8 protein-coding genes are annotated in these 13,667 nt (G+C 73.1%); 7 read left to right on the top strand and 1 reads right to left on the bottom strand.

The features are described from left to right. Positions 1 to 269 precede the first annotated feature (269 nt). The 4 genes from LRS74_RS12855 (at position 270) to LRS74_RS12840 (ending at position 6,652) form a co-directional block, all read left to right on the top strand. A complete protein-coding gene (locus LRS74_RS12855; protein WP_277744736.1) occupies positions 270 to 1,484 on the top strand; it encodes an MFS transporter in 1,215 nt (404 codons plus the stop codon). 109 nt (positions 1,485 to 1,593) lie between these two features. Continuing rightward, entirely contained in the window at positions 1,594 to 2,718 is a 1,125-nt protein-coding gene (locus tag LRS74_RS12850) for an LLM class flavin-dependent oxidoreductase (protein ID WP_277741136.1), read from the top strand. A gap of 350 nt (positions 2,719 to 3,068) precedes the next feature. Next, on the top strand, positions 3,069 to 4,811 hold the full coding sequence (locus tag LRS74_RS12845; RefSeq protein ID WP_277741135.1) for an amidohydrolase family protein: 1,743 nt from the start codon (positions 3,069 to 3,071) through the stop codon (positions 4,809 to 4,811). Between the two features lie 215 nt (positions 4,812 to 5,026). After that, positions 5,027 to 6,652 carry an APC family permease gene (locus LRS74_RS12840; RefSeq protein ID WP_277741134.1) on the top strand — a complete coding sequence of 542 codons (1,626 nt, stop codon included), beginning with the start codon at positions 5,027 to 5,029 and terminating at the stop codon, positions 6,650 to 6,652. Positions 6,653 to 6,940: 288 nt separating this feature from the next. Here LRS74_RS12840 and LRS74_RS12835 read toward each other — a convergent pair whose 3' ends face one another. Beyond that, the gene (locus LRS74_RS12835; RefSeq protein WP_277741133.1) at positions 6,941 to 8,497 is read right to left on the bottom strand and encodes a CehA/McbA family metallohydrolase; all 1,557 of its coding nucleotides are present in this window, start codon (positions 8,495 to 8,497) and stop codon (positions 6,941 to 6,943) included. 180 nt (positions 8,498 to 8,677) lie between these two features. On the opposite strand from LRS74_RS12835, the gene LRS74_RS12830 reads away from it, so the two are divergent. The 3 genes from LRS74_RS12830 to LRS74_RS12820 all read left to right on the top strand — a co-directional run bounded on the left by LRS74_RS12830 (position 8,678) and on the right by LRS74_RS12820 (position 13,654). After that, positions 8,678 to 9,532, top strand: coding sequence for a TIGR03619 family F420-dependent LLM class oxidoreductase (locus LRS74_RS12830; RefSeq protein ID WP_277744735.1), 855 nt, complete (start codon positions 8,678 to 8,680; stop codon positions 9,530 to 9,532). 169 nt (positions 9,533 to 9,701) lie between these two features. Next, positions 9,702 to 12,296: a bifunctional FO biosynthesis protein CofGH gene (locus tag LRS74_RS12825; RefSeq protein WP_277741132.1), complete on the top strand. Its 2,595-nt coding sequence runs from the start codon at positions 9,702 to 9,704 to the stop codon at positions 12,294 to 12,296. Between the two features lie 53 nt (positions 12,297 to 12,349). Further along, on the top strand, positions 12,350 to 13,654 hold the full coding sequence (locus LRS74_RS12820) for an RDD family protein (RefSeq protein WP_277741131.1): 1,305 nt from the start codon (positions 12,350 to 12,352) through the stop codon (positions 13,652 to 13,654). Positions 13,655 to 13,667 lie beyond the last annotated feature (13 nt).

Genomic DNA, 13,667 nt, shown 5'->3' with positions numbered 1-13,667 from the left:
TTTATCGAAAGCGCGCCAGGGTGCGGCGTGGCGACGATGGCCGGGTGTCGACGAATCAGACCTCCCGAGAGCCGATCCACGAGCCCCTCCACGCGTCCTGTCGTACATCCCGTCGTGCGTCCCGTCGTATGTCCCTTCGTACGTCCCTCCGTGCGCGCTCTGGTACGTCCTCCTGGTGGCTACGGCGGCGGAACGCCGACCGGGCCGCGCCACCGGAGGCGCGGCGGCGTCCGAGGCGGGGCGCTCGCACCTCCCCGCGCTTCGGGCCGATCGGGCTGCTGTCCCTGGGTCACGCCTGCGTGGACGTCTACCAGGGCGCGGTGGCCGCGCTGGTGCCCTACTTCGTCGCCGAGCGGGCCTACGGCTACGCCGCCGCGTCCGGGATCGTGCTGGCGGCCTCGCTGCTCTCCTCCGTGGTGCAGCCGCTGTTCGGGGTGCTCACCGATCGATGGCCCATGCCGTGGCTGCTGCCGGTCGCCGTCCTCGTCGGCGGCTCCGGCGTCGCGCTCGCCGGCGTCGGCGACTCCTACGCCCTCACCCTGCTGGCCGTGGCGGTGTCGGGGATCGGCGTCGCCGCCTACCACCCGGAGGCGGCCCGGGTGGCACGGGTGGCCGGCCGAGGCAGCCACACCGCGATGAGCTGGTTCTCGCTCGGTGGCAACCTCGGCTTCGCCGTCGCGCCGCTGCTGGTCTCCGCCGTCGTCGCCACCGGCGGCCTGCGCGCCTCCCCGCTGCTGTTCCTCCCCGCCCTCGCCGGCACGGCGCTGTGCGTGGTCGCGCTGCGCCGCATCGCCCCGACCGCCGTGGCGTCGCCGGCCGTCCGCGCGCCGGGCACGGAGGGTGCGGCCGGTCGGGACGACTGGGCCTCCTTCGCCCGGCTGTCCGGCGCTGTGGTGTGCCGCTCGATCGTCTTCGTCGGTCTGAGCGCGTTCGTGTCCCTGTACGTGCGGCAGCGCACCGGAGGCGGGGAGGTCTCCGGAACCGTCGCCCTCTTCGTCCTCTATCTCGGGGGCGCGGTCGGCACGGTGGCCGGCGGGCGGCTCGCCACCCGCTTCGGCCGCCTGCCCGTCGTGCGCTGGTCCTACGCCCTGACCGTCCTCGCCGTGGCCGGCGTCGTCTTCGTGCCCGGCCCGCCGCTCTATCTGTTCGTCGCCCTCACCTCCGCCGGGCTGTACGTGCCCTTCTCCCTCCATGTCACCCTGGGCCAGGACTATCTGCCCCGGCGGATGGGGACCGCCAGCGGCGTCACCCTCGGTCTGACCGTGAGCGTCGGCGGTCTCGCCAGCCCGCTCATCGGCGCCGCCGCCGACGCCGCCTCGCTCCAGGCCGCCCTCGCGCCGCTGATCGCGCTGCCCGCGCTCGGCTGGCTCCTGCTGCGGCCCCTGGAGGAGCCCGTGACGCCGGAGCGGCTGCCGGGGCCCGGGGTGGCCACGGACGCCGGGACGACCCCCGCGGCCTCCCCCTCCTCCCGTACGCCGTCTTGACCTCTGTCGGGGCCGGTGCCAGAGTCGGTCGACATCTGATATCTGACGCAGCGTCAGATCGGGCCTGCGTCAGACCGAGTGGTTCGGCGGACCGAGGCGGTGAACCTCCGTGGAGTTCGGGATCTTTGTCCAGGGGTACGTCCCCAGGAGCCGGCGCCGGGACGACCCCGAAGCCGAGCACCATGTGCTGCTGGAGGAGAGCGAGTACGTCATCCAGGCCGACCGGTCCGGCTTCAAGTACGCCTGGGCCAGCGAGCATCACTTCCTCGACGAGTACTCCCATCTGTCCGCCAATGACGTCTTCCTCGGCTACCTCGCCCACGCCACCGACCGCATCCACCTCGGCTCCGGGATCTTCAACCCGCTGCCGCAGGTCAACCACCCGGCCAAGGTCGCCGAGAAGGCCGCCATGCTGGACCACCTCTCCGGCGGGCGCTTCGAGTTCGGCACCGGGCGCGGCGCCGGCAGCCACGAGATCCTCGGCTTCCTGCCGGGCATCACCGACATGGACCGCACCAAGGAGATCTGGGAGGAGACCATCGCCGAGTTCCCCAGGATGTGGCTCCAGGAGGAGTACCAGGGGTTCTCGGGTCGGTACTGGTCGCTGCCGCCCCGCCGGGTGCTGCCCAAGCCGTACGGCCCGGCGCACCCGGCCATGTGGTACGCCGCCGGCTCCCCGTCCTCGTACGCCATGGCGGCCGGCAAGGGGCTCGGGGTGCTCGGCTTCAGCGTGCAGAAGGTCTCCGACATGGAGTGGGTCCTGGAGGCGTACAAGACCGCGATCGCCCGCGCCCGGCCGGTCGGCGGCTTCGTCAACGACAACATCATGGTGACCTCGACCGCCGTCTGCGCGGAGACCCACCAGGAGGCGGTGCGGGTGGCGGCCGCGGGCGGGCTGCACTACCTCCAGTCGCTGCTCTTCCGCTACCACGACACCTTCCCCCGGCCCGAGGGCATCCCCGAGTGGCCGCAGCTGCTCCCGGAGTACACCGAGGAGATCATCGAGCTGCTCATCGCCGAGGAGTTGATGATCTGCGGCGACCCCGACGAGGTCTTCCGGCAGTGCAAGCGGTGGGAGCAGGCCGGCGCCGACCAGCTCGCCTTCGGACTGCCGGTGGGCATTCCGTACCAGGACACCCTGAACACCATCCGCCTCATCGGCGAGCACGTCATCCCCAAGATCGACACCGATCCCGTGCACCGCACCACCCGCTTCCGCCGGGCCGCCGGCTGACGGACGCCCGACCGACCCGGCTGAGCCGACCGACGCCCGATCGACGCGGCTGAGCCGACCGACGCGGCTGAGCCGACCGACCCGGTTGAGCTGACCGAGCCGCTGAGCCGGCGGAGCCGGCCGGACCAGTCGAACCGGCTGAACCGGCTGAACCGGCGGAAGCAGTCGCCGCGGCTGAACCGGCCGAAACAGTCGCCCCCGCGGAACGGGCGTGCCCGCGGAACCGGTCGAGCCGCCGCCGCGGCGCGCCCCGCGATCCCGCCCGGCCGGGCGACCCGCGTCCGTCCGGCCCGCCGCCGCGGCGCGACCGCGAACCCAGCCGCGCCCCATCGCCGTGAAGGGAGCCGAACATGCTCGATCACCTCATCCGCGGAGCGACCCTCGTGGACGGCACCGGCGCGCCCGCGCGGGTGGCCGACGTCGGGCTGCGCGACGGGCGGGTCGCGGTCGTCACGGCGGCCGGGGAGGCGGACGAACCGGCGCGGAGCGTCGAGGACGTCACCGGGCTGGTGCTGACCCCCGGGTTCGTCGATCCGCACACGCACTACGACGCGCAGCTGTTCTGGGACCCGTACGCCACGCCGTCGATGGGGCACGGGGTGACCAGCGTCGTCGGCGGCAACTGCGGCTTCACGCTCGCCCCGCTCCACCCCGACCGGCCCGAGGACGCCGACTACACGCGGCGGATGATGAGCAAGGTCGAGGGGATGTCGCTGGTGGCCCTGGAACAGGGGGCGCCGTGGAGCTGGCACACCTTCGGGGAGTACCTGGACGCCCTGGACGGGCGGATCGCCGTCAACGCCGGCTTCATGGTGGGGCACTGCGCGCTGCGACGCCATGTGATGGGGGCCGACGCGGTGGGCGGGCAGCCCACCGAGGCGCAGCTGGAGCGGATGCTGCGGCTGCTGCACGAGGCCATGGACGCCGGGGCCTGGGGGCTGTCCACCACGCAGTCGGGCACCCACACCGACGGGGACGGGCGGCCGGTCGCCTCCCGGCACGCCCGGCCGGAGGAGCTCATCGCGCTCGCCCGGGCGGTGGGGGAGCACGAGGGGACCCAGATCGAGGCGATCGTGGCGGGCTGCCTGGACCGGTTCGCGGACCCGGAGATCGAGCTGCTGGTGGCGATGACCGCCGCCGCGGGCCGCCCACTGAACTGGAACGTGCTCACCATCGACGCGGCCGTGCCCGAGCGGGTCCCGCGGCAGCTGGAGCCCAGCGCGGCGGCCCGCCGCGCGGGCGGTCGGATCGTGGCGCTGACCATGCCGATCCTCACCCCGATGAACATGTCGCTGGGCAGCTTCTGCGCGCTCAACCTGATCCCGGGGTGGGGCGAGGTGCTCGCCCTGCCGGTGCCGCGGCGCGTCGAGCGGCTGCGGGACGCGCGGGTCCGCGCCGAGCTGCTGCGCCGCGCCGCGAGCCCGGAGGCGGGCGTCTTCCGACGGCTGGCCCACTTCGACCGGTACGTCGTCGGCGACACCTACGCGCCGGCCAACGCGGGCCTGACCGGGCGCGTGGTGGGCGAGATCGCGGCCGAGCGCGGGCAGGACCCCTTCCACTGCCTGGTGGAGATCTGCGCCGCGGACGGACTGCGCACCGTGCTGTGGCCGATGCCCGCCGACAACGACCCGGCCAGCTGGGAGCTGCGGCGGCGCACCTGGGAACACCCGGACGTGCTGCTGGGCGGCTCGGACGCCGGGGCGCACCTGGACCGGATGTGCGGCGCCCCGTACACCACCCGGTTCCTGGGGGACTGCCTGCGCGGCCGGCGGCTGGTGGGCCTGGAGCGGGCGGTGCGGATGCTGACCGACGACCCCGCGCGGCTCTTCGGGCTCCGCGAGCGCGGCCGGGTCGTCCCGGGCCACCACGCGGACCTGGTGCTCTTCGACCCGGAACGGATCGACGCGGGACCCGCGACGCTGGTGCGCGACCTGCCCGGGGACAGCCCCCGACTGGACTCGCGTCCCCGGGGCGTGGTGAGCGTGCGCGTGGGTGGGGTGGAGACCGTCCGAGACGAGGTGGTGACGGGTGCGGTGCCCGGGCGGGTGCTGCGCTCCGGGCGGGACACGCGGAGCGTCCATACCAAGGGGTGAGACGGCCGCGGGAAATTTTTCCAGGGGGTAAATCGGACACCGCTGCGGTTTTCGTATGACGGAAGCGCCGAGTGATCCCTTGCGAATGCCGATCGAGGGATGGATTTTCCTTTTCATTTCTTGATCGAAGTTCGTTTTGTGTCCCTTGATTAAAGGAACCCTTGGGGGAATCAAGTATTCCGGATGAGGAAACCGCAGCATTTAACGTCCTGTTCATGGTTCATGTGGAAGCGCGGCCTCAGGCCGGAGGCGCGGTACCCGGAGTCGGTCGGCGCGGTGCGGAGGCCGGGCGGGACGGGGCCGCCGGGGACGGCGCGGCCGCCCGCGTACCCGGTGCGGAGGGCGTGCGGGCCAAGGGGCTCAGCGGCAACTCCGTAGGGCTGCTGGGAAACGCCGTCATCGGCATCTCCACCGTCGCCCCCGTCTACTGCCTGACCTCGACGCTCGGCCCCACGGTCGGCGAGGTGGGCCTCCAGATGCCCGCCGTCTTCCTGGCCGGCTTTCTGCCGATGCTGCTGGTGGCCTTCGCCTACCGCGAGCTAAACAAGGCCGTCCCCGACTGCGGCACGTCCTTCACCTGGACGGTGAAGGCGTTCGGTCCCCGCATCGGCTGGATGTGCGGCTGGGGCCTGGTGATCGCCACCATCATCGTGCTCTCCAACCTCGCCGGCGTCGCCACCTCCTTCTTCTATCTGCTGCTCGGCGAGCTCACCGGCAGCGGTTCGATCGCCGCCCTGGACGACAGCAAGCCCGTCCACGTCCTCACCTGCCTCGCCTTCATCGCCGTCGCCACCGCGATCAGCTACCGCGGCATGACCGCCACCAAGGGCGTGCAGTACGCCCTGGTCGGCCTCCAACTCCTGGTGCTGGCCGTCTTCGTCGTGATGGCCATCGGCAAGGCCCGCTCGGGCGACCTCCCCGGGTCCATCGACTTCTCCTGGACCTGGGTGAACCCCTTCGCCGTCCAGTCCTTCGCCGCCTTCACCGCCGGCCTCTCCCTGTCGATCTTCATGTTCTGGGGCTGGGACGCCTGCCTGACGGTCAACGAGGAGACCGCCGGCAGCGAGAAGACCCCCGGTCGGGCCGCGCTGCTCGCCATGGTGGTGCTGGTCGGCTCCTACCTGCTGACCGCGGTCGCCGCCCAGATGTTCTCCGGCGTCGGTGAGAAGGGCCTGGGCCTCGGCAACCCCGACACCTCCGACAACGTCTTCGCCGCGCTGGCCGACCCGGTCATGGGCACCGCACTGGGCGTGCTGCTCTTCGTCGCCGTGCTGGCCTCGGCCGCCGCCAGCCTCCAGACCACCTTCATCCCGGTCGCCCGCACCGTGCTGGCCATGAGCAGCTACCAGGCGCTGCCGCCGGCCTTCGCCAAGGTCCACCCCCGCTTCAAGTCCCCCGGCCTTGCCACCATCGCCGCGGGCGTCGCCACCGGTGTCTTCTACGCCGTGATGACCTTCCTGAGCGAGAACGTGCTGATCGACACGATCTACGCACTGGGCCTCATGATCTGCTTCTACTACGCGATCACCGCCTTCGCCTGTGCCTGGTACTTCCGCCGCGAGCTGCGCTCCTCCGTCCGCGACGCGCTGTTCAAGGGCGTCTTCCCGGTCCTCGGCGGCCTGCTGCTGGCCGCCGTCTTCGGCAAGACGCTGTACGACATGTGGGACCCGGCCTACGGCACCGGCAGCTCCGTCTTCGGCGTCGGCAGCGTCTTCGTCATCGGCGTGGGGCTGCTGCTGGTCGGGGTCGCGATCATGATGGTGATGCAGCGCCGCAGCCCCGCCTTCTTCCGCGGTGAGGTGCTCACCCGCAGCACCCCGGCGCTGGTCGTCGCCGACTAGACCCGAGGGCCGGTGTCCCGGGAGGTCCCCGGGGCGCGGCCCTCGCCGGCTGAGTTCCTCCGGGAGGTCCCCGGGGGAGCTCAGTCCCCCCTCCGGGCCCCCGGGCCGGCTCGCGGTGGCCCAGCCCCCGAGCCGGCCGCGGCGGTCCAGCCCTCAGCCCCGCCGGCCGCGGCGGTCCAGCTCCGGCGCCCCGGCCGGGTGGCGGTAGCTCAGCCTCCGGCACCCCGGCCGGTCGGCGGGGACCCGACGCCCCGATCCCCGGCCGGGTGGCGGTAGCCAGTCCTCGGCTCAGTCCTCGCCGAGGAAGACCGGATTGGTCATGGCGACCATCGGCCCCGGCAGCCCGGACGCCCCGCCGTCCGCCGGGGCGCGGCGTATCTCGGCCCGGACGTACGCCGCGTACGAGGCCGTCGTCCGCCACTCCACCGTGCCCGACCCGGAAGCGGGCAGCGCCGTCGCGTACAGCGGGCCCTGATCGGTGATGAACCGCGCCGAACAGCCGGGGCCGACCCCGGAGACCTCCAGCCGCACCGTCACCGGATCCTCGCGGGAGACCCGCAGCCGGCCGCCGATGCCCGCGTGCCGGCCCCGGCCGCCCGCCGCCGAGAAACGCAGCTCGACCGCGGAGGACTCGGCCAGCCAACTGCGCCCCGCTCGAATGCCCTTCTGGATCGCGTCGCGCGAGAGCTCGTCGGCGAGCACCACGGTCTGCGGGGAGCCCACGGGCTGCGGCTCGCGGTGCGCGTCGCTGTTGCCCATCGCCGGGAGCCAGCGCCCGGCCCCCCGGACGGCCGCCACCAGGGTGTTGTCCCACTCCGCGATGCTCGCCTCGTCGTCCGGCCCGAACACGCCGTTCCAGACCTCCACCGCGTCCGCCTCGTTGAAGCCGAACTTCCAGTTGCAGCCGACGCAGGTGCCGTGCGGGTGCGCCGGGACGACCAGGCCGCCCGCCCGTCGGATCGCACGGGCGTAGCGCCCGAAGGCGTTGTCCCGGGCGCGGTAGCGCCAGTCGATGAAGGTGCCGGGGTCGAGGCCGAGGGCGAGCACGTGTCCGTTGCGCGTGGTGACCTCCTCCCCGGTGAGGATCAGCAGGTCGTCGCCCCACAGACCGTCCCAGGCGCGATGCCCCGCATGGGTGTTGTGCTCCGTGGTGGTGATGAAGTCCAGCCCGGCGGCGCGGGCGGCGGCCACCACCTCGGCGGGGGTGCGCCGCCCGTCGGAGTACACCGTGTGCAGATGGCAGTCGCCCCGGTACCAGGCCCGGCCGCGACCCCTGGCCCGCGGCGGGTATCCCGGCGCCGGGGTCTCGCCGGGCGGCCCGAACCGCAGCTCCACCGTCACCTCGTAGTCCAGGCCCTGCGGCGCCACCGTGTACGGACCCAGGACCACATGCCAGGTGCCCGGGCGCACCGGGCCGGGCAGATAGCCGGGGGTCGCCCGCTCCGCGCTGATGGCGAACTCCGAGCGCGCCCCGCCCGACCAGCCCCGGAAGCCGCGCCCGCCCAGCTCGACACCCCGCTCGTCGAAGATGCCGATATCGCACGCGTTCCCCTGGGTGCCCGGGGGGACGGACGGCTTGTCGTACGCGTACGACACGGCGATCTCGCGCACCCCGACAGGCACGTCGACCGGCAGATAGACGAAGTCGGGAGAACCGGTGGGCAGATGGCCCCGGACGGTGCGCTTCCGCTCCCGCCCGGACTCGCGGCCGCCGTCCCGCTCGGTGCCCGGCCCCTCGCCCGCGTCGCCGGGATCCCGCGCATGCGCGAACGTCACGGGGTCGAGCGTCAGCCCGCCCGTCGCGCCCGCAAGGGCCGAGAGTCTCAGTACGTCTCGCCTTCGCATCCGGTGCCCCCACAGATATCGGATCAGCCGAGAGTCGGAAGTGCCGCACGACACCGTTGTACGCCGGTGCGACGCGAAGCGAAACGCCTGTGGATAACTCGATGACGGTGCGGGAACATGCCCGCGACCAGAGCCACCGTCCCACCGCCGACGCGGGAGGTGCCACGCACCATGTCCACCTTGCGTATCGCCACCACCATCTTCCTCACGGACGAGACCATTCGGCCCGTCCGGCTCGCCCGAGAGCTGGAACAGCGCGGCTTCGCCGGCCTCTACCTCCCCGAGCACACGCACATCCCGGTCGCCCGGACCTCCCGCGCACCGGCCACCGGCGAGCCCGCGCCGAGCGAGTACGGCCGGATGCTCGACCCGTTCACCGCCCTCGCCCAGGCCGCCGCCGTCACCGAGCGGCTGGAGCTGGCCACCGGTGTCACCCTGGTCGCCCAGCACGACCCGATCGCCCTCGCCAAGCGGGTCGCCACCCTCGACCTCCTCAGCGACGGCCGTCTCACCCTCGGCGTCGGCTTCGGCTGGAACCGGGAGGAGGCGGCCGACCACGGTGTGGACTGGTCCGCCCGGCGCCGCCTGGTCGCCGACCGGATGGCGCTGATGCGGGCGCTGTGGTCGCCGGAGCCCACCGCGTACGAGGGCGAGTTCGGCTCGGTGCGGGCCAGCCACGCCCACCCCAAGCCCGGCCGCGACCGGCCCGCGGGAGACCCGCTGACCGGCCCGCGCACCCTCCTCGGCGGCGGCGCGGGCCCCACGCTCTTCGCCCACATCGCCCGCTACGCCGACGGCTGGCTGCCCACCGGCGGCCGCGGGCTGACCCAGAACCTCCCCGTGCTGCGCCGGGCGTGGGAGGAGGCGGGGCGCGACCCGGCGGCGCTGACCGTGGTCCCCTACGGCGTGCTGCCCTCGGCGGGAAAGCTCGCGCACTACCGCGATCTGGGGATCGCGGAGGTGGTCGTCCAGCTTCCGCCGGGCGAGGAGGGAGAGGTGCTGCGAACGCTGGACGCCTACGCGCAGTTCCTGTGAGGGGGCGCGCCGACGGTCCGGCGGCGATTCCGTCCGGGCGGACGGGCCACGCCGGACAGCAGGCGGCGGCGGGTTTCCCCCGGCCGGGTGAAACAGGCCGTGATCAGCCCCACACCATCTGCCGCACGGCGACCCGGGAGTTGTCACCGCTCGCTCGTATGCTCGGGGGATGACCACCAGCGCGCAGGGATCGCCGTCGCCCGCCCCCACCGCCAACGCCATGCGACGCGCGCTCAAGCGCGCCCGTGACGGGGTCGCGCTGGACGTCGCCGAGGCGGCGGTGCTGCTCCAGGCGCGCGGTGCGGACCTGGAGGACCTGTGCGCCTCCGCCGCGCGGGTGCGGGACGCGGGCCTGGAGGCCGCGGGCCGACCCGGCGTCATCACGTACTCCAAGAGCGTCTTCATTCCGCTCACCCGGCTGTGCCGCGACAAGTGCCACTACTGCACCTTCGCCACCGTGCCGGGAAAGCTGCGCCGCGCGGGGCACGGCATGTTCATGTCCCCCGACGAGGTGCTGGCCATCGCCCGCCGCGGGGCCGAACTGGGCTGCAAGGAAGCGCTCATCACCCTGGGCGACAAGCCGGAGGACCGCTGGCCCGAGGCGCGCGAATGGCTGGAGGCCGCGGGGTACGACGACACCATCGCCTACGTCCGCGCGATCTCCATCCGCATCCTGGAGGAGACCGGGCTGCTGCCGCACCTGAACCCCGGCGTGATGTCCTGGACCGACTTCCAGCGGCTCAAGCCGGTCGCCCCCTCGATGGGCATGATGCTGGAGACCACCGCGACACGGCTGTGGAGCGAGCCCGGCGGGCCGCACCACGGCTCCCCTGACAAGGAGCCGGCCGTTCGGCTGCGCGTCCTGGAGGACGCCGGCCGCAGCTCCGTCCCGTTCACCAGCGGGCTGCTGATCGGGATCGGGGAGACCTACGAGGAGCGGGCGGAGTCGCTGTTCGCGCTGCGTCGCGTCGCCCGCGCGTACCACGGCATCCAGGAGCTGATCCTGCAGAACTTCCGCGCCAAGCCGGACACGGCGATGCGCGGCATGCCCGACGCCGAGCTGGACGAACTGGTCGCCACCGTCGCCGTCGCCCGGCACATCATGGGCCCCTCCGGCTGCCTCCAGGCGCCGCCGAACCTGGTGGACGCCGAGTACGTCCGGCTCATCCGCGCCGGCATCGACGACTGGGGCGGCGTCTCCCCGCTCACTCCGGACCACGTCAACCCCGAGCGCCCCTGGCCGCAGATCGAGGAGCTCGCCGCGCGGTCGGCCGCCGCCGGCTTCGAGCTGCGCGAGCGTCTCTGTGTCTACCCGGAGTTCGTCCAGCGCGGCGAGCCCTGGCTGGACCCGCGGCTGCTGCCGCACGTCCGCGCGCTGGCCGACCCGGAGAGCGGGCTGGCCCGCGAGGACGCTCCGGTGGAGGGCCGACCCTGGCAGGAGCCCGAGGAGGTGTTCTCCGCCTCCGGCCGCACCGAGCTGCACCGCACCATCGACACCGAGGGTCGAACCTCCGACCGCCGGGACGACTTCGACGAGGTCTACGGCGACTGGGAGGCGCTGCGCGAGGCTGCGGCACCGGGCATGGTGCCGCAGCGCATCGAAGCGGACGTCCGCGCGGCGCTGTCGGTGGCCGCCGACGACCCCACGAAGCTCACCGACCCGGAGGCGCTGGCGCTGCTGCACGCGGACGGCCCGGCGCTGGACGCCCTGTGCCGGATCGCGGACGACCTGCGCCGGGCGGTCGTCGGCGACGAGGTGACGTACATCGTCACCCGCAACATCAACTTCACCAACGTCTGCTACACCGGCTGCCGGTTCTGCGCCTTCGCCCAGCGCCGGACCGACGCCGACGCCTACACCCTGTCGCTGTCCCAGGTCGCGGACCGCGCGGAGCAGGCGTGGGAGGTGGGCGCGGTGGAGGTCTGCATGCAGGGCGGCATCCACCCCGACCTGCCCGGGACCGCCTACTTCGACATCGCCCGCGCGGTCAAGGAGCGGGTGCCCGGCATGCATGTGCACGCCTTCTCGCCCATGGAGGTCGTCAACGGCGCCAGCCGCACCGGGCTGTCCATCCGGGAGTGGTTGACCGCGGCGAAGGAGGCGGGCCTGGACTCCATCCCCGGCACCGCCGCCGAGATCCTCGACGACGAGGTGCGCTGGATCCTCACCAAGGGCAAGCTGCCGACCGCCACCTGGGTGGAGGTCATCAAGACCGCCCACCGACTCGGCCTTCGCTCCTCCTCGACGATGATGTACGGCCATGTGGACCAGCCGCGCCACTGGCTGACACATCTGCGGCTGCTGGCGGAGATCCAGCAGGAGACGGGCGGCTTCACGGAGTTCGTGACGCTCCCGTTCATCCACACCAACGCCCCGGTCTACCTCGCCGGGATCGCCCGCCCCGGCCCCACCGTCCGCGACAACCGCGCGGTCACCGCCATGGCCCGGCTGCTGCTCCACCCGCACATCACCAACATCCAGACCAGCTGGGTGAAGTTGGGCACCGAGGGCGCCGCCGAGATGCTCCGGTCCGGCGCCAACGACCTGGGCGGCACCCTCATGGAGGAGACCATCTCCCGTATGGCGGGCTCCTCTTACGGCTCCTACCGCTCCATCCGCGACCTGGTCGCCATCGCCGACGCCGCCGGCCGTCCGGCCCGGCCCCGGACCACCACCTACGGCGAGGTCCCGGAGGAGCGGCAGCGGGCGGCGCTGGCCTCGGACGGACACCTGCCGGAGCTGCTCCCGGTGCTGGAGAACTGAGCCTGCGCCGATCACCGACCCGTGCCATGGTGGAGGTGCGGGAGGTGATCGGTATGGCGATCCCGCGAGCTCCGGGCGCGGACGCGCTGCGGGTGACCCCCCACTCCGTACGGCTGGCGGCCTTCGCCGCCGACGTGCTGTTCGTCCTCGTGGCGGTGCTGGTGCCGGGGGTGATCGCGGCCGGGGGGCTGGTGTGGGGCACGGGCTGGGGAACGCTCGGGTTCCTCGCGATCTTCCTGTTGATCTTCGCGCTGGCGTTCATCAGCCTTCTCGCGACCGAGGTGTGGCTGACCGGCCAGACCGTGGGGAAGGCCATGCGGGGCCTGACGGTGCGCCGCCTCGACGGGGCCGCTCCGGCGCGCACCCCGGCCGGGCTGGGCTGGGCGACCGCGCGGCAGTCGGTCGGCTATCTGGTGGTCGACGTGTTCGGGCTCGGGACACTCGTCTCGCTGGCCAACCGACGCCACCGGTGTCTGCACGACTACGCGTTCGGCAGCGAGGTGTTGGGCCGGTCCCAGGCCGATGATCCCTCCCTGCCGCGGACGACGACCGCCCGTCTGACGGACTTCAAAGAGCGCCTGGAGACGGCGTCCGAGGAGCTCAGGGAGAGGTACGGCTGGGCGTTCTCTCTCTGGCGGTGGCAGGCCAGGTTCGTCGCGGTGCTGATCACCCTGCTGCTGTTCGTCAAGGCCGCCGTCACCGCGTCCCCGGCCGAGGGCCGCGAAAGGCGCCGCGACGCCAGGGAGGAGGGGGCCCAGGGCGCCCCGGCGGGCTGGAGCGACGCTCGCCTGGCCGCCGCCCCTCGGGCCGCCGAGACGCCCCCGTCCGGCGGCCTGTCGACCGCCGCCACGGTAGGGCTGTTCATGGGGACGGCCGCCGTCACGGCGGCGGTGGCCGCCGGGGTCGCGCTGGGCGCCGGGGGCGGCGGTGACGGTCCGGAGGCCGACGGTGGCCAGGACACGCCGACCTCAGCCCCACCCCCGCCCACGACGTCCGGCCAGGAGCCCTCGCTCGCCGGCGACTACGAGGACGAGACGGGAGGCTTCCAGCTCTTCGTCACGCCGGCCGACGGCGGCGGCTACCACGTGACCTGGACGACGGCCGAGACCTTCGGCACCGACCCCTCGGGGTGCGAGCAGAATTTCGGCCCGGACACGGATCCGGCGGAGGCCGTCGTCACCGGCGAGGGGAGCCGGTACGAGGGGCGGGTCGTCTCGGTGTCCCTCTCCGGGGGCGGCGGAAGCTGCTTCTACCAGACGCACGATGTGACCATCGAGGTCGTGGACCAGGACACGCTCCGGATGTGCGGTGGTGAGTCGACCACCGGAGACTGCCCGACCTACCGGCGCATGGAGTAGTACGGCCGGTGCC

Source organism: Streptomyces sp. LX-29, from assembly GCF_029541745.1.
GTDB lineage: Bacteria > Actinomycetota > Actinomycetes > Streptomycetales > Streptomycetaceae > Streptomyces.
This window is presented reverse-complemented; position numbering and strand designations above follow the sequence as displayed.